The 17,416-nt window shown below is 62.6% G+C and carries 16 protein-coding genes; 4 read left to right on the plus strand and 12 right to left on the minus strand.

Annotated features, from left to right (window positions below):
* The first annotated feature begins 104 nt into the window (after window positions 1-104).
* The gene (locus tag OWC48_RS01485; RefSeq protein WP_282518325.1) at window positions 105-1,745 is read left to right on the plus strand and encodes a XylR N-terminal domain-containing protein; all 1,641 of its coding nucleotides are present in this window, start codon (window positions 105-107) and stop codon (window positions 1,743-1,745) included.
* 184 nt (window positions 1,746-1,929) lie between these two features.
* Here the strand turns inward: OWC48_RS01485 and OWC48_RS01490 are convergent, their stop codons facing one another.
* Window positions 1,930-3,156, minus strand: coding sequence for an aminotransferase class III-fold pyridoxal phosphate-dependent enzyme (locus OWC48_RS01490; protein ID WP_282518326.1), 1,227 nt, complete (start codon window positions 3,154-3,156; stop codon window positions 1,930-1,932).
* 232 nt (window positions 3,157-3,388) lie between these two features.
* Between OWC48_RS01490 and OWC48_RS01495 the strand changes: the two genes are divergently transcribed.
* Window positions 3,389-4,111, plus strand: coding sequence for a GntR family transcriptional regulator (locus tag OWC48_RS01495; RefSeq protein WP_282518327.1), 723 nt, complete (start codon window positions 3,389-3,391; stop codon window positions 4,109-4,111).
* Window positions 4,112-4,228: 117 nt separating this feature from the next.
* On the opposite strand, the gene OWC48_RS01500 is transcribed toward OWC48_RS01495, so the two are convergent.
* The 10 genes from OWC48_RS01500 to otnK form a co-directional block, all read right to left on the minus strand.
* On the minus strand, window positions 4,229-5,926 hold the full coding sequence (locus OWC48_RS01500) for a N,N-dimethylformamidase beta subunit family domain-containing protein (RefSeq protein WP_282518328.1): 1,698 nt from the start codon (window positions 5,924-5,926) through the stop codon (window positions 4,229-4,231).
* A gap of 34 nt (window positions 5,927-5,960) precedes the next feature.
* Window positions 5,961-8,222: a N,N-dimethylformamidase beta subunit family domain-containing protein gene (locus OWC48_RS01505; protein ID WP_282518329.1), complete on the minus strand. Its 2,262-nt coding sequence runs from the start codon at window positions 8,220-8,222 to the stop codon at window positions 5,961-5,963.
* A complete protein-coding gene (locus OWC48_RS01510) occupies window positions 8,212-8,562 on the minus strand; it encodes a hypothetical protein (protein ID WP_282518330.1) in 351 nt (116 codons plus the stop codon). The genes OWC48_RS01505 and OWC48_RS01510 overlap by 11 nt, the downstream gene beginning before the upstream one ends.
* 50 nt (window positions 8,563-8,612) lie before the next feature.
* Window positions 8,613-9,680, minus strand: a complete 1,068-nt coding sequence (locus OWC48_RS01515; RefSeq protein ID WP_282518331.1) for an extracellular solute-binding protein — start codon at window positions 9,678-9,680, stop codon at window positions 8,613-8,615.
* Between the two features lie 22 nt (window positions 9,681-9,702).
* Window positions 9,703-10,509, minus strand: a complete 807-nt coding sequence (locus OWC48_RS01520; RefSeq protein ID WP_282518332.1) for an ABC transporter permease — start codon at window positions 10,507-10,509, stop codon at window positions 9,703-9,705.
* Window positions 10,506-11,384: an ABC transporter permease gene (locus OWC48_RS01525; protein WP_282518333.1), complete on the minus strand. Its 879-nt coding sequence runs from the start codon at window positions 11,382-11,384 to the stop codon at window positions 10,506-10,508. The genes OWC48_RS01520 and OWC48_RS01525 overlap by 4 nt, the downstream gene beginning before the upstream one ends.
* Window positions 11,384-12,514, minus strand: a complete 1,131-nt coding sequence (locus OWC48_RS01530) for an ABC transporter ATP-binding protein (protein ID WP_282518334.1) — start codon at window positions 12,512-12,514, stop codon at window positions 11,384-11,386. Before OWC48_RS01530 ends, OWC48_RS01525 begins: the two co-directional genes overlap by 1 nt.
* Before the next feature lie 98 nt (window positions 12,515-12,612).
* Window positions 12,613-13,401, minus strand: coding sequence for a shikimate dehydrogenase (locus OWC48_RS01535; protein WP_282518335.1), 789 nt, complete (start codon window positions 13,399-13,401; stop codon window positions 12,613-12,615).
* Window positions 13,402-13,415: 14 nt separating this feature from the next.
* Window positions 13,416-14,063 (minus strand): class II aldolase/adducin family protein, encoded by a 648-nt coding sequence (locus OWC48_RS01540; protein WP_282518336.1) that lies wholly within the window; start codon window positions 14,061-14,063, stop codon window positions 13,416-13,418.
* Window positions 14,060-15,343: a 3-oxo-tetronate kinase gene (gene otnK, locus OWC48_RS01545; protein ID WP_282518337.1), complete on the minus strand. Its 1,284-nt coding sequence runs from the start codon at window positions 15,341-15,343 to the stop codon at window positions 14,060-14,062. The genes OWC48_RS01540 and otnK overlap by 4 nt, the downstream gene beginning before the upstream one ends.
* A gap of 334 nt (window positions 15,344-15,677) precedes the next feature.
* On the opposite strand from otnK, the gene OWC48_RS01550 reads away from it, so the two are divergent.
* Window positions 15,678-15,851 carry a hypothetical protein gene (locus OWC48_RS01550; RefSeq protein ID WP_282518338.1) on the plus strand — a complete coding sequence of 58 codons (174 nt, stop codon included), beginning with the start codon at window positions 15,678-15,680 and terminating at the stop codon, window positions 15,849-15,851.
* A 59-nt stretch (window positions 15,852-15,910) separates the two neighbouring features.
* Here OWC48_RS01550 and OWC48_RS01555 read toward each other — a convergent pair whose 3' ends face one another.
* A complete protein-coding gene (locus OWC48_RS01555; protein ID WP_282518339.1) occupies window positions 15,911-16,645 on the minus strand; it encodes an IclR family transcriptional regulator in 735 nt (244 codons plus the stop codon).
* Window positions 16,646-16,735: 90 nt separating this feature from the next.
* On the opposite strand from OWC48_RS01555, the gene OWC48_RS01560 reads away from it, so the two are divergent.
* On the plus strand, window positions 16,736-17,416 hold the full coding sequence (locus tag OWC48_RS01560) for an RraA family protein (protein ID WP_282518340.1): 681 nt from the start codon (window positions 16,736-16,738) through the stop codon (window positions 17,414-17,416).

Consider the following 17,416-nt stretch of genomic DNA (forward strand, 5'->3'; position numbering starts at 1 on the left):
GTCGAGGATCAAAAATGGATCATTTCATGAATTCTGGTTGATTAAATAATGCAACAGCGGCAGCTTCCTTCACAAAGCAACTGTGGGTCGGGGGTAACTGCAGAATGATTTCCAAGGTCGAAGAGAGCAGCCTGCTTGATCGCGGTGGCCGCCCCACCTTGCGCGACATGCTCTCACAGATTGTCTACGACCCCGCTCACGGCCACATCAGCCTGCGCAACGCGCGGCTCGTGCTCAATCGCGCATCGATTGCCGTCCAGCTTCAAGAGGAACTGGTCCGCCGCTTCGGTCCCCACGAGGCGCGCGTCATTCTGCTCCGGTTGGGGTTTCTGGCAGGAACGGAGGATGCGAAGTTCATTCGCGCTGCCTGGCCCGACCTCGATATGGGTGATGCCTTCACCGCGGGCACCCGCTTGCACACCATGACAGGCGTCGTCCGTGTGCAGACGGTCTACAACGATTTCGACTTCAAGCAGAACAAGTTCGCCGCGGAGTTTCTCTGGCATGGCGGCATGGAAGCGACCGAATCGCTCAATCGTCACCGCAACGTGTCCGAACCGGTCTGCTGGATGCAGGTCGGGTACGCCTCGGGATATGCGAGTTATTTCTTCGACAAGCTGATCGTCTACAAGGAAACGGAATGCGCGGCGATGGGCCACAAACACTGCCGGGTGACCGGCAGGACGGCCGACGCCTGGGGCGCCGACGATCCGATGGTTCGCATCTTCCGCCAAGAGGTTGTCCCCTCTCTTGCGGAGCTTCCGCACAAGACAGGCCTGTTGAAGACGGCGTTTCACGCACCGCCGCGAAACGCAGCGAAGCCAGCTGAAGACGCAAGCCTCGAGGACGTGGTGCTGGCACCCGTACACAACCGGCTCGACGTGATTGCAGCCCGTGGGCTGCCTGCGCTGATCCTTGGTCCGCGCGGCGCCGGAAAGCATCTTGCGGCGAAATACTTGCACCACAGGCGACACGGCATCGGCGGTCGATTGAGACGCATCGTCTGCGGCTCTATCACCAGCGAGCAAATCGATGATCGGCTGCGGAAAGTAAAGCAGTTGCGCGAAACCTGGCTTCTGGAGAACATCGAAACGTTGCCAGAAGAGTGTCAGCTGCTGCTGGCCGAGAGAATCGAGAATCAAGATCTGCCGCAGGGACTGCAACTGACCGGCTCATCAATTCGCCGAATGAGCGAGTTGATCGCGATGCCGGCGCTGCGGCAGGATTTTCTGTTCGGTCTTGCAGTCCTGCCGGTTGAACTCGCCAGTCTTCAAGACAGGCGTGGCGACATCCCAGATATTGCGCGCGCGGTGCTTGCGGCCATCGTGGAAAGCGGATCTTCGCCGCAGCACCGTCTGTCGCGCGCAGCGCTGGACGCGCTCGCCGTGATGGATATCCCGGGAAATCTTCCGCAATTGCGCTCGATACTTCAGGTGGCCGCATTCAATACCGAGACCGACGGAGGCATGCGTCGTCCGCGAGAGATCCAGCCGAAGCATTTCCCGTGCGACCTGGTGGCGGCCCCCCCGAGACCTGCGGATACCCATGTGCCAGGTATCATGGATCTGCTGGCAGCCGGATCGCTCACAATCGATGAATTGAACCAGCAGATCTATGCCGAGGCGCTGCGGCGTTCCAATGGAAGAATGTCGGCGGCGGCGCGGCTGATAGGCGTCACTCGCCCTCAATTCGTTTATCGAGCGAGGGAGTTCAAGTCACATGCGATTGCACGAAATACAACTTGAGCGCATCCGTCGCCTACCCACGCCGCAGGTCCGATAATTCTGCACCGACCAATCTGGCTTGAGGCAGATTGATTGCGGAGCCAACGGGAGCTGATCGAACACCCGATCCGAATAGGCGAGGATGGCTCAAGGGCCGGCATCAGCACGGCTGACTAAACCTGGAAAAGGCAAGCAGAGCTGGGAATCACAGCCCTGCCACCATAGCAAAGCCATGTTCGGCGGCTTCGAGAGCCTCGGCGATGTCCGCCTCGGTATGCGCGGCGCAGAGAAACATATTGTGCTTGGGATGGAAGTAAACGCCTCGCGCCAACATCGCGCTGCAGAAGGCCGAACCCTTCCGGTAAGCCGGATCCTGGTCGAACAGGAGAGTCGGCATCTGCGCAGGCCCCGATTGGCGAATTGAAACGCCGAACTGGCGCGAACGTGTCTCAAGGCCCTCACGCAGCATTTGCCCGAGCCGTGCAAGACGGCTCGGCACATCGTCCCTGCGCACGATCTTCAACGTCGCCACGGCGGCAGCCATCGCGACAGCGCCGGCCCAGAATGACCCGGTGACAAAGACCTGGGACGCGGCACCGCGGAGCCAATTGGCTCCGGTGACAGCCGCCAGGGCATAGCCGTTGGCGATCGCCTTGCTCCAGGCGGAAAGGTCGGGGCGCACACCAAGCCCTTCCCAGCTCCCGGCAGCGTTCAGGCGTAAGCCGGCGCGGACTTCATCAATGATCAGCGCAGCCCCTCTGTCGTCGCAGATGCGGCGTGCCGCCTGCGCGAACTCCACGGTCGGAAGTTCCTGGTCGAGCCCGAGATCGTGACGGTATGCCGAGATCAGGATGCCGGCGAGATCGTCGCCGGCCGCCTTTACCGCCACCTCGAGACTCTCGACATCATTGAAAGTGAAATATGCGAGATGGGCGCGATCCTCTGCAGTCACACCGAGCAACGACGGCGAGCACCACGGCACGGCACCATGATAGGCGCCCTTGGCGACCAGGATCTTTCGTCGGCCCGTTGCTGCCCTCGCGATGGTGACGCAGGTCGTCGTCGCGTCGGTGCCGTTCTTCTGGAATTGTGTCCAATCGGCGTGCCCCACCATATCCACGACGAGCTCGGCCAACTCGACCATCACCTCGGCCGGGCCGTTCAGACAATCCCCATCACGGCGCTGACGCTCGGCAGCCTCCTCCACTTCGGGATGATGGTGACCAAGCAGATTGGGTCCCCAGCTGCACATGAAATCTACGTACCGGTTACCATCCACATCCCAGAGCACCCCGCCCTCGCCCCGGCGGAAGAATTGCGGATAAGCCTCCGGCAGCTTGGCCGCATGGAGATGGCCCCACATCCCGCTTGGCACGACCTTGTTCGCACGTTCGCGCAGCGCGGCGTCCCTTGTTCGGCTCAGTTCCGGCATAATGGCCTCTCCTCGACTCTAAGATGATATATCATATATTAAGAGGCGAATTGCAAGTGGCGCGCATCTCGCTGTGCAAACGGCGTATTAAGGGCGAAGGACAGCGCGCTTTTGCCCCGATCAGCGCATCGGCTGATAGTGTGGGAAAGCGCGGCCAGCCTATATTATATATAAAGTGGATTCGAGTGGTTGGCGGGTCGGCCTGCGCGGGCTGCCCCTTCGAGGGACCGAAATGACTGACGTCGAACAGAGGCCTGGCGAGAGCGGCGTTGGCCCCGTCGCCCGCGATAGCCTGACAAGCCTTGTCTACAACAACCTGCGACAGGCGCTGATGGAGGGCCGGTTCTGGCCGGGCCACCGCTTCAAGATCCGCGAGCTCGCTGCGACGATGAACGTGTCGGAGACACCCATTCGCGAGGCATTGATGCAACTCGTGCGCGGGCGCGCCCTCGAGATGCAGGCTGGCCGTTCGATCATGGTCGCTCACATGACAGCCAAGCAGTATATCGAGCTCAGGACCGTGAGGCTGTTTCTCGAAGGCCTCGCCGCGGAGCACGCCACGACGCGCATTTCCGAAGCAGGCATCGACAAGATGGAAGCAATCCATCACGAGTTGATCAGCGCCGAAAAAGAGCACCGGTGGTCGGATGCGGTGCGCGCCAACTGGCAATTCCACCGCGGCCTGTACGATGGATCCGGACTTCCCGAGGTGCTTGCCATTCTCGACGATATCTGGATGCGCAACGGTCCCTTGCTGAATTTTCACTATCCGCACGCGCCACCGATTTATCCGAACGAGCATCAGCACTTGTCCGTGCTCAATTATTTGCGACAACGCCGTCCCGATAAGGTGCGGGAAGCTATCCAGGCCGACATGATGGAGGGCGGCCAAAACCTCGTGCGGCTCCTGGAAAAGCATGGCGGCACCCGCAACATGACGCCCGGGGAGGATTGACCTCAGCGGCGGTTCTTTCGCGCCTCCGTCACGGCGTCGATGATCGCGCGATGCGTTCAAGCTCCGCGATGCCGGTTGTGCGAGACGCCGGCTGCCGTTCACCGGTGCCTTGCCCGATCATGCCCCCTCCTCTCGCGGCACAGCAGGCGTCGACGCCGTGAACCGGTCGAGAATGTTTCGGGTGATCCGCTGCGTGAACGGGTCGCCGCGCTTCAGTCCCATCACCCATTCGCAGGTCGCGGCGGTCAGAACCTCGCCCTTGCCACGGGTCATGTGCACCATCATGCCCGATCCGTATTTGTAGCGGGCAAGTCCCTCCGGCGTGACCGCGCCGGTGATGCATTCCACCAGGCCTTCGTGATCGCTGCTGCGCACGTAGTAACGAAAGCCCTCGCCTTGCGGCTCGTCCTCGGCGAGGACGGCAGGCGCCATGGCCAATATCTCGATGGTCGCGGGCTGCCCGTCGGCGGGAACGGGAAACGGAAGGCCGTTGCGGAAAGTGTAGTCGAGCCCATCGACCTCGTAGGCAAAGATGTGCTGCTTGTCGCCGAAGATGTCGGCATAGTGCAGCCCGGTGCCGGCGAAGGCCCAATGTTCGGGGCGATAGACCGTAAAGCCCTTCTGGCCGTTCGGCGCAAAACCTCCCCAGGACGCATAGAGGCCGTGTGCGCCGTTCACGCCCACCGTCGAGGCGCCAGGCCAACGCACGTTGCGGTCTTCCCAGGCCGACGTCATGAGATGCGCCCTGTCGGTGCCGACGATCGGATCCTTGTGGATCGCCTTGAACTTGTGGCAGACCTGCCGCTTGCCATCCTCTTCAAGCCGGATCTGCCACAGGAAATTGGCGCCGAAACGCGCGAGCCGTCCGCCGCTTTCCACATAACGCTCGATCGCTTCACGCATCTCCCATGTCCAGTACTCGTCATGGCCGATGATCGTCACGCAAGGATAGGCGTCGAGCAACTCCGGCTGGTAGTGGAGATCGGTCTGGGTGATCATGTCGAGGGCATAACCTTCCTTCTCCGCCCACAACACGAAATGACGATCGTACTGGGCCCAGCCAGCCGCCGCGTAATACTGGCCAAAGCCATTGGCGAAGGCCCACTCCTTCATCGGATAGCGCGGCGCATCGCCCATCTCGGGCGCAGGATCGGCGCAAATGCGGGGCGCACCTGCGGGGAGCCAGACCATGCCGCGGGTCCATGGTCGCTCGAGCGACAACATCGGCGACGGCTCGTCCCGGCTCGGACCTTCGACGCCGAAGTAGTGATTGGCACCACCGAAATCGTTGTAGGCAGTCCAGGTGCCCGTCGGCAGGATCATCAGGATCTTCGCGCGCCGTGTCCTTTCCGTTGGGCGCACGACGAAAAAGTGGTGCTGGACGAATCGGCTGCCATTCGCCCGCTCGCAGGACGAAATCACGCGATAAAATCCGGAACGCAGATCGGACGGCAATTTCCACTGGTGCGTGACCGGCCAGTTGCAGCCATTGCGGTAGGCGTCCGGTGGCGTGGGTGCGAACACACCGTCCAGTGCATCGACCTCATGCACCATTTCCGGCTCAAGGCCATCGCGATAGACCTGCAACCGCCAGGTCTTCGCCGTCGCGCTGGAATGGAAGGCAACCTCCCCTCCCGGATCGTAAGACATCGCGTCGGTATAGGTGTACACCTCGGGCACGTCGGGGTCTTCGCGCGGCGCTTCGTACCAGGGCTGGCTACCCCAATGCTCGTCCGCATGCATCGGGCGCACCTTTCGCGGCGCGACGTTGATGGCTCCCAATTCCGGAGATTGGAAATGGCGCTTGTCAGTCATGGGGGTCTCTTTTGCTCGAAGCCGTGTCCGTGCGCTAAGCTTGGGCGGGGATGACGAACGGCGCCGGATCAAGGAACCGTTTCACGACATTCAGGGTGATAGCGCTGATGTTGTTGTCGTAGTTGTTGTGGCCCAGCGACATGCCATAGGTGATCGAGCCAGTGGCGAATACCGCACCGCCATTGGCGGTTTCGAAGAACACCATGTCGGCGCGGACCAAGGCGTTCTGGGTGCCGTCAAGCCCGTCAACCACGGTACGAAACTCTTCCGGCGTCGGCAGCGCGCCTGCCCCCAGACCTTCGGAGGTCGCAATCCGCAATGCGTGCCGCGGCGTTCCCAGCTCGAGATCGTAGCGGTCGATCTCGCTGCCGACCGCACCGTTGTAGCGAAAACCGAAGTCACCGAGCTTCTCGTCGCGGTCCACGCCCTCGAAGATGAAGGCGGCGCGCGCGTCCTCACTCTCGGCCGTGCACACATAGTAGCCGCAGGTGTCGTTGATCATCGCCGAAAAGCCGACGCCGACGAGCTTCTGCGGTGCAAAGCCGGAATGCCGCCACAACGAGCCTGGCTCGCCGGTGCCGGCAAGATGAACCTCGCCCGGCTCCGACTCCCAGGTCCGCGTCCCGGCCATGCCGCGGCGGACCTCAAGCGCCGCGGGCGCGGCCGGATGAAAGCCGCAGCGCCAGTAAAACGCATTGCCTCCCATCGAGACGTGCCGCCCCCCGGCGTTCTGGTGCGCCATGATCGCGTTCATCATGCTGAAACTGTAATATTCGGGATGGGTCGGCGTCATGATGGCCCGATAGGGCGCGAGCGCCCGTGCCCCTTCGCGATCGAGCTCGACATCCGTGATCAGATCGTAGGAGATCCCTTTCTCCTCGAGCCAATCGAGGATGTGGGTGTCGTTGATCAGATTGAACCAGTAGCCGCGCGGGCGCATGTTGAGAACGGGCCGCAGCCAGGAGCTGTAGGCGCGGCCCGAACCGTCGACATGGCAATCATAGGTCGATTGCCCGATCTCCGGGTTCTCCTGCATAAAGACGTCGTCCTGCGGCAGCCACAGAACGTGCTCCATCAGCGTCTCGAAGTGAACCTGATAGAGCCGCAATGCACTGTTGGCATAAGCCAGGTAAGTCGCCACCGATGCGACGATGACGAGATCAGCTCGCCTGGACGTCTTGCCGGGCGTCACGAAGAAGGTGACATAGCTTTCGCAGTTCGCCTCGGGGTCATTGCCGCCAGGCGTCAACCGCAGTGCATAGACGCCCGATCGCCAATCGGCCGGTACATCGAGCGTGCATGTGGTCTGCCACCCGCAATCGTAGATGTCATCGCTGTGGAAATGGATCGCCGCATATTCGCGCGGCGAGAGCCGCCAGTCATGGACGCTCCCCGACCAGTGAAAGCCGGTAACGCCCCGACGGGGCAGCTGGCGCAGGCTGCCGTGCAGACCGTTGGACGACAGGTCCTTGACGGACAGCGTCGAGATTCCATCGGAAAAGTCCCAGAAGGCGACAAGGCCGGCCTCTGTCGCACCGGTCCGCGGCTGGCAATCGAACACGCGTAGCGCCTCCGCCTCCAGCGGACGCGAAAAGATCCGCGGCGCCTCGATCTTGCCGTCGAAATGAGACGCGTATTGCTGCTCTCCGTTCAGATGATGGGCCGCGATCAGGAACGGCAATCCCGAGTCGAGCGCAAGCGCCTGCGGCAGAGCGAATGATTTCGCGTGGGCGACGATCGGCTGAACGCCATCCGCCGGAACGATCAATGACAGCGTTGCCGATCGCCGTACGAGGTCGAGCGCGACCGATACGAACGCCCAGACGCGCTGTCGCAGCTTCACGTCGAGGGCAAAACGGGCCGATGCTCCGGTTGACTGGCCGAGGACCAGAACCGGGCATCCTTCCTCATCGAGCTCGAGAGCGTAGCCGCGCGCCGAAGCCTCGCACCAATTGCCCATCACGGCCCTGGCGTTGTCGGCGATGCGCGTCGGATAGACGTAGGCGCCGAAGCACCAGTGCCCCTGGGTCGGAGCGAGAGCGCCATCGTGCTCGACGATCGCGTTGGATCCCGGCCGGATCGGCTGGTCGAGACAGGCGTGCTCGCCGTCGACGTTGCTCGCCATCACCTCGTATTTGAAGCCCGGACCGTTGACATCGACATCGCCGCAGCGGAACCGCAGCACCTCGACTTTCACGTTTGGCCGCTTGCTGCTCAACTGAAAACGGACGGTCTCACCTGCTGGAACGCTGATGCGGTCCGGATAGCCGAGATACTCGTTAGTCCTAAAGATCACCCGAAACCTCCGCAGGCAGCGTCTCGCCGGTCATTTCCCGCCAACGCAGCTTGAAAACATGCCACTCCGCTTCAGCAAGAGAGGTGAAGACGCGATCATCGACGAAAGGCATGGGATCGCCCCGCCGCTTCGGGATACGCGACAGCCGCCAGGCCTTGCCCGGTTCGAGCACGATCAGGACAAGTCGCCCTTCCGGCCGGCCCCACCGCATCCGCGCCAGCAGCTTGCGGAGCTCCGGACTGTGCACACCGAGCGGGCTCGCGCGGAATTCCTCCACGAGATCGAGCCTGCTCGGATCAATGACGTAGCGCATCGCACTGGGGTCACTGGTGTGATCCATGGTCCGTCCTCATCTTGCGAACGCGAAGCCGCGAGAGACGCTGCCGCGGCTCAGCGCGTCAGCCAGGCCGTCCATCGCTCGCGCAGCTCGCTGCGGTGCTCGCCGATCCAGGCGAAATCGGGTTTCACCAGCTTTTCGTAGTTTTCCGGCGAGGTCGCATAGAGATTGCGCTCTTCCGGCTTCATCAACTCGATGGCCGACTTACTGGCAGTTGCATAGTTGACGGCCCGCATGAACGGGACGTGGGCGTCGGAGCTCGCATAGAAGAAGTCGAGATAGGCCATGGCCGCGTTGAGGTCCGGCGCCCCCTTGAGAACAGCCATATAGCCGGTGTCGCGAATGGCCTGATCCCAGGACATGGCGACCGGAACGCCCTCCTTCACGACGGCGAGCGCGCGACCCGAATAGCTCATCGCCATGACCACCTCGCGGCTGCGCATGATCTGCTGCACCTGATCGCCTGTTTTCCACCAGACGGAGACATTGGGACGAATCTCGTCCAGCTTCTTGTAGGCGCGATTGAGATCGAGCGGAAAGAGCTGGTCCGCCTTGACGCCGTCGGCGAGGAGCGCCGCCACGGGCACCCACCAGTCGCTGTCGCCGGTATCAGGCAGGCCACGGGGTCCGGGGAATTGCTTGACGTCCCAGAAGTCGGCCCAGGTCTTCGGTGCCTTCGCCTTGAACGTCTCGGTATTGTAGGTGATCAGCATGCCGCCGGTCGTGCGAGCGACACCGTAGGGCTGGCAGGCATCGGAGACGCCGAACTTCTGGACGCTCGGCAGCTTGGCGCAGTCGATCTTCTCGAGCATGTCGGTGCGCCCGACCAGATCGGGACCGGTCGCAGTGACGATGTCGAACTCCATCTTGCCGGTCCGCTGCATGGCCTTGGCGCGCGCCCACTGGTCGGGAACTTCGATCGCGACCGGGACGACCTCGACATTCCTGGCCTTGTTGAAGGGCTCATAGAAGTATTTCGCCAGCGTGTTGCCCATCAGACCACCGGTCGTGGCGATCACCAGCTGATCTTCGAGCTTCTGAGCGGCAGCCGGCAACGTTACGGAAAGAGCGGAAGCCAGCGCAAGAAGTGCTGAGGTCCGCTTCCAGGTCTTCTTCGACATCGACGTTCTCCTCTTTGAGCTCTCATCCGGCGCTTGACTGAGTCTTGCTGCGGGACCTGAGCGCATGGCCCCCCAGCAGAATCGCGATGGACAGGACGATCAGCAGCGTCGCGATCGCAGGAATTACCGGTGTCAGATTCTGTTCGATGTCCTCGAACATTCGGCGCGGCAGCGTCTTCTGGCGTATGCCGGACAGGAAGAACGACACGACGGGTTCGTCGAAGGAGATGATGAAGGCAAACAGCGCGCCGCTCGCAAGGCTCGGCAGGACCAGCGGCAGCGTCACGAAGCGAAAGGCCTGAAAGCGCGTCGCACCGCAGCTCATCGCCGCCGCTTCGAGATTGGCGTCGACTTTGCCCAGGGCCGCCGCCATCGTGAACACGACGAATGGCAGCGTCAGAACCGTATGTGCGAGCACGAAGCCGGGAACGGTTCCCGAGAGACCGATCGTCTGGAAAAACAGGTAGAGACCGACGGCGAGCGCGATGTGCGGCACGATGATCGGCCCGATCAGGAGGATCTGGAACAGAGCCACGAACCGGCTGCGACCACGAACCATGGCGTAGGTGGCTGCGGTTCCGATCAGCGAAGCACAGACTGCCGTCAGAAGCGCCACCTGCACGCTGAGCCAGGTGGCCGCACGCCACTGCCTGCTGTCGAAATACTCGGCGTACCATTTCAGGGTGAAACCGGTCGGCGGGAACGCCAGGTAGTCGCTCTGGCTGAACGACATGGGAATGACGATGACGAGCGGCACAATGATGAACGTCAGCACGGCATAGACATAGGCGCCCAGCACGAGGGACCCTCGGTCGGTCGGCGGTTTCACGAGGCGCTCCCCATCAGCCGGTCGAAACGCAACGTCTTGCTGAACACGATCGCGAGCAAGGTCACGAAGACCGTCAGAACCCCCACCAAGGCGGCGGCGAAAGGCCAGTCAAGGATCTCGCGGATCTGCTTTGAGACAAGGGTCGAGATCATCATCTCCTGCGGTGAGCCGAGAAGCGCGGGCGTGATGAAGAAACCAAGCGCAGTGAGAAACACCAGCAGCGATCCGGAAACGACGCCCGGGAGGCTCAATGGAAGAATGACTTCGAGAAAGGTCCGCAGGCGCGTCGCGCCGAGCACGGCGGCCGCCCGCGCATAGTCGTTCGGAATGCTGCGCAAGGCGCCGTAGATCGGTAGGATCATGAACGGCAGCAACACGTGAGTCATGGCGATGACCACCGCGCTCTGGGTGTAGAGCAGCTTGAATGGCTGCGAGGTCAGGCCGAGGGCCATCAGCGCCGAGTTGATCAGCCCATTGCGCTGGAGCAGGAAAGACCAGGCGGCGGTGCGCACCAGTACGCTCGACCAGAGCGGCAGGATCACGCAGACCGCAACAAGGGCGGCGAGCGCCCCCTTCGTCCGGCTCATATAGTGGGCCACCGGGAAGCCGAGAACCGCGGACAGGGCTGTCACGAGCGCAGCTGTCCAGAGCGTGCGCATCAGGACGCGCGCGTGAACCGGGTTGTCGACGACGCGGGCGTAGTTGTCCAAGGTCGGATGCGGCTCCAAGAAGCTGATCAGGAGGAGCTGCGCAATCGGATAGATGAAGACGAAGGCGATGACGGCGAAGAACGGTAGCAGCAGCAGCAGTGTCGACAGGCCGCTCAGCCTGCGGCCATCGGAGTGCCAGAACTTCGATCGCACCGCCTTGGTCATCACCGCTTCCCTTGGTAGAGCAGGATCGCCGCCGCAGGCACGGTGAAGGACGCAACGTCTCCAGGAGCCAGGGAGCTGAGCTGCGATTCGCCCGGAATGCGCGCACGCATCTCGGTGCCATCCGGCAGGCGGCCGATCAGGAGCATGGCTGACCCCGCATAGACGATGTCGCTCAGCGTGACGTTGACGATTTGCCCTGCCGCACCCGCGCCGAGCCGTAGCCGCTCGGGCCTCACGGCCATCACCGCGGCTTCGCCGGCCTTCACTCCATCGACCGCCGCAGTCGCCGGCAGTTGCCACGTCTCACCCCATGGCAGCCCCACCGAGACAACGTCGCCGACGCTTTCGACGGTGACGTCAACGAAATTCATCTCGCCGATGAAGCTGGCGGTGAAGAGATTTGCCGGCCTCTCGTAGAGTTCGCGTGCCGGCCCGATCTGCTTGATCTTGCCATCCTTCAGGACGGCGATCCGGTCGGCCATGGTCAGGGCCTCACTCTGGTCGTGAGTGACGAAGATGACGGTGATACCGAGCTCGGCATGCAGGCGCTTGATCTCGAGCTGCATGTCCTCGCGCAGATTCTTGTCGAGCGCACTGAGCGGCTCGTCCATCAACAGGACGCGCGGCTGATAGACGATGGCACGCGCGAGCGCCACGCGTTGCTGCTGGCCGCCGGAGAGCTCGTTGGGACGACGATTGCCGTAACCGCCCAGACGCACCGTTGCGAGCGCAGCTTCGGCGCGCGCATGACGCTCGGCCTTCGGCAGTCCACGCATCTTCAGAGGAAAGGCGACATTGTCGAGAATCGACATGTGCGGGAACAGCGTGTAGTTCTGAAAGACCATTCCCAGGTTGCGCCTGTTCGAGGGCACATAGGTGAGGTCTTCGGAATCCACCTGGATGGTCCCGCTCGTCGGAAACTCGAAGCCCGCAACGCTCATCAGGATGGTGGTCTTGCCAGAGCCGGAAGGTCCGAGCAAAGCGATGAATTCGCCGGCGGCAATATCGAGATCCACGCCGTCGACGGCAAAAACCGGACCGAACCGTTTTTCCAGACGGCTGATACGGATGGATGCGCCTGCTGTTGCTGGTGTGGTCGATGCAGCCTTCACGAAGATCTCGTTTCCCATCTGTCCGTCTGGTACGACGCGGGAGGCAAATGCCCCTTGCACTCTTGCCGGGGACCTCGATCCACGGCTGCTCTCGATATAATATTTGATATATCAGGCTATCGCGCAATAAAGCGCGCGACAAGCGCCATTTGCGCGTCGAGCATCGGCTTTCCGCCGATGGTCCTCGCGCCTTGAGCAGCGGCCTGTTCCAGAAGCCGGGTCACCTCGGGAGTGACGATGATGTCGCTGACAGCGGTCTCGGGACCCACCCCTTCGATGTCGAGCGGCAGAGGATCATTTGTCTTCATACCGAGCGACGTCGTATTGACGATGAGGTCGAACGCGCGCGCTTCCGCGCGCCCGGCATTGACCTTCGTCTCCGGATAGCGCCGTGACACCGCCTCGGCGAGCGCGTGCGCTTTCGCTCCATCCCGATTCATGATGGTCAGCTCGCGCGCGCCGGCCTCAGCCAGGCCGAATGCGGTTGCGCGCCCCGCACCGCCTGCTCCGACCTGGAGCACTTTCCGGCCGCGAACCGCAATCTGATGCTGCGCGAGGCTGGCCACAAACCCCCGCGCGTCCAGATTGTCGCCGATGAGGCGTCCGTCAGCCGTTCGCTTGACGAAATTGACGGCGCCGATGAGCGCCGCCGCCGGCGTCGTCTCATCCAGATGTTCGATCACGCATGCCTTGTGCGGGATCGTGACACCAAAGCCGACGACATTGCGCATTAGCCTGACGCTCGCGAGAACTGCCCCCAGATCGGGCGGCAGCACATGAAGCGGCGATACCGCCACGTCGTCGTCGATGGATTGAAAATAGGTATTCAAGATAGCGCTTGCGCGAACGTGATCGATCGGGTCCGCCAACACGAACATGATCTTGGTCTTGCCGGTGATCTCCATGGGCCCTCCTTCGATCAGGCTGGTAAAGCAACTCGGCCGTAGCTCGCGTAGCGTTCGAGCACTCGCGCCATTTCATCATCGGGAAGGATCGCCGGCGCGCCGGCCTGGCAGGCGAGCAGATACTGCCTGGCAAGAGTCTCAAGCTTTACGGTGAGATCGAAAGCCGCCTGCAGGCTTGCGCCCACGGCAATCATCCCGTGGTTGGCCAGCAGGCAGGCCTTGCGCTTCCGAAGCGCGGCGACCGCGCCCTCGGCGAGCGCTCGTGTTCCAAACGTGGCGTAGGGAACGCACGGCACGTCGTTCCCGCCAAAACCGGCGACCATGTAGTGGAACGCCGGAATTGGCTTCGCCAGACATGCCAGCGCGACACAGCAGTCGGCATGGGTATGTACGACCGCATTCACGTGCGGATAGGCGTTGAGGATGGCGAGGTGCATGTGCCATTCGCTGGAAGGCAGGCCGCCGCCGAGCACGGTTCCGTCGCGCTTCAGCCGCACCAGGCGATCGGGCGTCGTGTTGCCGCTGTTGCCACCGCTCGGCGTGATGAGAATATCCTCCCCGATACGGCAGCTCACGTTGCCGCTGCTGCCGTGATTGAATCCCTTCGTTTCAAGCGCCGCGACGACGTTCAGCAGCGATTGCCTGATTTCGAGCTCGTTCAATTTGCCTTCTCCGGATGCAGCATGGATTCCAGCGTCGTCATGAACAGGTCGACCGGGCCGAGCTTGCCGGACTTGAGGCATAGGGCGATCGGATCCGCATCGTCGGTCGTGGCCGTGCCGATGCCCGGACCGCCATAGGGGCCAACCCGCAGGCTGCGAATGCCGAGGTGATCAACAATCGAACCCGAGGTCTCGCCGCCGGCAACGACGAAGCGGCGGACTCCGGCGCCGCGAAGAGAAACAGCGAGACGGCCGAGGATGGCTTCGGCGAGTTGCGCAGCACCTTCGCGCCCATATCGCTCCTGGACCATTTTGACGACTTCGGGAGATTCCGAGGTTGAGATCGCGATAGGCCCGTCCTTCAGCCGCGGTCGCGCCCAGTCGAGCGCCGCCCCGACTGCCGACTCGACATCGTCGGCCGCCAGGAGATTCATCCGGAGCACCGGACGGAGTTTTTCGAATTCGGCGAGTTGCTCAAGCGTGCGTTCCGCGCAACTGCCGGCGAGAACCACCCCGCTGCCATCCACCGCGGGCACGCGCGCCCGGTTGCTCGTTGGGGCGACGAGTCCCCGCGCCTTCCAGATCGCGGGGTAGTGCTGGACGATCGTTGCGTTGCCCGTCATCAGCTTCCAGTCCGAAGTCAGCGCGGCGAGCACATCGAGATCGCGATCATAGATCGCATCCGTAATGAAGTAGCGAACACCCTGCCCGGTCGCGGACGCGATAGCCTGCTCCAAATGTGCAGGGCCGGCACTGACCAAAGGATGTGCAAGAAGACCGACCCTGGTTGGCGTCTGCCTCTGCAACACGCGAACGAGATCGGGATCCGTCATCGGCGTCAGCGGATCGTTGCGCTTCGGCGAGTCCGAGATCAGCTCGGTCCCGAGAAAGAGATGGCCGTTGTAGACGGTGCGACGAAGCGAGGGCGAGGCGGGGCAAAACGCAGTGTAGTCCGCGCCCGTGAGCTGCATCAGCATGTCCGCCACGGGGCCGATATTGCCGCGATCGGTGGAATCGAATGTCGCACAATACTTGAAGAAGATCTGACCCGTGCCACGCGCGAGCAAAGCCTGCGCCGCCTTCCCGCTCCTGGCAACGGCTTCGTCAGCCGGGATGACGCGTGTTTTTTGCGCAACCACAACGGCGGGGACGTCGCCGATAGTCGCAACAAGATCGGGGTCGGTGACAAACGCGCAGTCGATACCGGCAGCGATGAGCATCGCAGCGGTCTCCATGCCGCCGGTCAGATCGTCCGCCACCACCCCAAAAACCGGTCTCATGATGCCCCGAAAGGATCTCCCGCCAATCACACAATTGATACATGATATATCAAATATTGCAATAGGGATCGAGATTGCGCCCCATGCGGCCAGGCAGCCTACGCCTCACCATTGCCGGTGGGTCAGGCGGAGATCGCCGTCGACCAACGCAATCGCATGGGGATCGCGCGCGGCGCCGGCCAAGAAACTGCTGGCGAGAAAATGATGTCCGCGCCTTTGTCGCTCGTAAGGCGGCGCAAATCCTCTTCGAGATCTTCATTGTTGTAGTTCGGGCCAAGCTCGGCGTCGTGAGCATTAGCAAACTCGAGCTTATCATCCGTTCTCCCGCGAGATCATGGAAGGCGGATATCGCGCAGCGTTCTCGCTCTACGCCGAAGAAGCGGAGAAGAACCCCGAGTTTTGCAAGATCTGCGCCGAATGGCTCAAGTTTCGCGAGGACATCTTGACCGGGTTCAGAGTTGCGGAGGCGAGCTTGGAGTCCAGTCTCTACAGTCTGTACAAGACCTGAGCGGCGTCTATTCTCGAGCTTGCCGGTCGAATTAGTGCCCTGCCCCGAACGGGGCGGCGTCAGGGAGAGCCTGTTTCGGCCGATGGCAGACTGATGACCCGCGGCGCGCCGACCTCGCGGGGCAATGGCGCGCCGAGCACAAGTGAGAGCCGATACGAGGCGTCGGTGAGCCGGGACGCCAGCGCCTGGAGGTCGGCCCGACGGATGCGTTCGATCGGGCCGCTCACGGTCATGGCGCCGACCAGCGCTCCGTCGTGGCCGAAAACGGCGGTGGAGAGGGACGCCGTCACAGCGTCGTAGATTCCGGAACTGACGAAGACCTGCACGCCGTCATCCGTGCGGTCTGCCCAGCGCGCCGTCCGCAGCACTTGTCCCGTCGAGGTCAAATCGAGTGGCGCGAGATTTGTGGGCCGCGCGACGTCGCGCACGAGCTGCGGCGAATCCACCCGAAACAGACAGAGCCGGCTATCGCGTTCACGCACGTGGAACGCACTGCTCTCCAACGTCTCCTGGCTTAGCCGCTGAAGGACCGGCAGCACATGCTGTTCGAGATTGAAATTGGCCCGATAGGTGGTGCCGAGCTGGAATGTCTTTGCGCCGAGCGCGTAGCGGCCGTCGCTGAGGCGGACGACGTAGCCGGCTTCATCCAGCGACACCAGCGAGCGCATCACGGTCGGTTTCGCCAAGCCCGTGATCTTGGCGATGTCGGCCAGGCTGCGCGACCCGGCTCCAGCGAAGGTATCCAGGATCGCCAACGCCCGTTGCACGGCGGCGACCCCTTGCGTCTTGGGCATCGAAAACCCCTGTCCTGCCGATTTTCGGTTGACCACGGCTCGTCACCGTTACACTATGCGTAACATCGTTCCATTTTCAATGGGGTTGATATGGCCGTTGGGTTCAGGATCCTTTCCCGCAAGCGTGTTGTCGCAGGCGAATGGGTCGAACGGGCTCGCGCCCTTCCGGTCGCCAACATCAGCGATGTGATGTCGCGCATGGCCGCGGGCGGCGCCACGCTCCGGCCGATGCATGCGGCTGGCGGCATGGCCGGTCCCGCTTTGACCGTGAAGACGCGCCCCGGCGACAATCTGATGGTCCACAAAGCGCTCGACATCGCGGTTGCCGGCGACGTCATCGTGGTCGATGCGGGCGGCGACCTCAGCAACGCAATCTTCGGCGAGATGATGCTCGCGCAGGCCGCCCGGCGCGGCGTTGCCGGCATCGTTATCCATGGCGCGATCCGCGATGCCGCTGCGATCCGGGCAAACCCCCTTCCCATTTTCGCGGCGGGTGTCACCCATCGCGGTCCGTACAAGGACGGTCCGGGCGAGATCAACGGAACGATCGCGATCGGCGGCATGGTCATCCAGTCCGGCGATTTGGTGCTGGGCGACGACGACGGCGTGCTAGCGGTCGCCATCGACGATTGCCGAGCGGTGATCGAGGCAGCCGAAGCCAAGCAGTCTGCCGAGACCAAGCAAATGGCGGCGATCGAAGCCGGTACGCTCGATCGTAGCTGGGTCGACGCCTCGCTCCGACGTCTCGGCTGCGAGATGCCAGAGGTCTAG

Source organism: Bradyrhizobium sp. Arg816, from assembly GCF_029989365.1.
GTDB lineage: Bacteria > Pseudomonadota > Alphaproteobacteria > Rhizobiales > Xanthobacteraceae > Bradyrhizobium.

Bases quoted from the DNA above. Each gene is read 5' to 3' on its own strand.
- OWC48_RS01485 (WP_282518325.1), top strand. From the start codon at position 105: ATGATTTCCAAGGTCGAAGAGAGCAGCCTGCTTGATCGCGGTGGCCGC.
- OWC48_RS01490 (WP_282518326.1), bottom strand. From the start codon at position 3,156: ATGCCGGAACTGAGCCGAACAAGGGACGCCGCGCTGCGCGAACGTGCG.
- OWC48_RS01495 (WP_282518327.1), top strand. From the start codon at position 3,389: ATGACTGACGTCGAACAGAGGCCTGGCGAGAGCGGCGTTGGCCCCGTC.
- OWC48_RS01500 (WP_282518328.1), bottom strand. From the start codon at position 5,926: ATGACTGACAAGCGCCATTTCCAATCTCCGGAATTGGGAGCCATCAAC.
- OWC48_RS01510 (WP_282518330.1), bottom strand. From the start codon at position 8,562: ATGGATCACACCAGTGACCCCAGTGCGATGCGCTACGTCATTGATCCG.
- OWC48_RS01515 (WP_282518331.1), bottom strand. From the start codon at position 9,680: ATGTCGAAGAAGACCTGGAAGCGGACCTCAGCACTTCTTGCGCTGGCT.
- OWC48_RS01525 (WP_282518333.1), bottom strand. From the start codon at position 11,384: ATGACCAAGGCGGTGCGATCGAAGTTCTGGCACTCCGATGGCCGCAGG.
- OWC48_RS01530 (WP_282518334.1), bottom strand. From the start codon at position 12,514: ATGGGAAACGAGATCTTCGTGAAGGCTGCATCGACCACACCAGCAACA.
- OWC48_RS01535 (WP_282518335.1), bottom strand. From the start codon at position 13,401: ATGGAGATCACCGGCAAGACCAAGATCATGTTCGTGTTGGCGGACCCG.
- otnK (WP_282518337.1), bottom strand. From the start codon at position 15,343: ATGAGACCGGTTTTTGGGGTGGTGGCGGACGATCTGACCGGCGGCATG.
- OWC48_RS01550 (WP_282518338.1), top strand. From the start codon at position 15,678: ATGGAAGGCGGATATCGCGCAGCGTTCTCGCTCTACGCCGAAGAAGCG.
- OWC48_RS01555 (WP_282518339.1), bottom strand. From the start codon at position 16,645: ATGCCCAAGACGCAAGGGGTCGCCGCCGTGCAACGGGCGTTGGCGATC.
- OWC48_RS01560 (WP_282518340.1), top strand. From the start codon at position 16,736: ATGGCCGTTGGGTTCAGGATCCTTTCCCGCAAGCGTGTTGTCGCAGGC.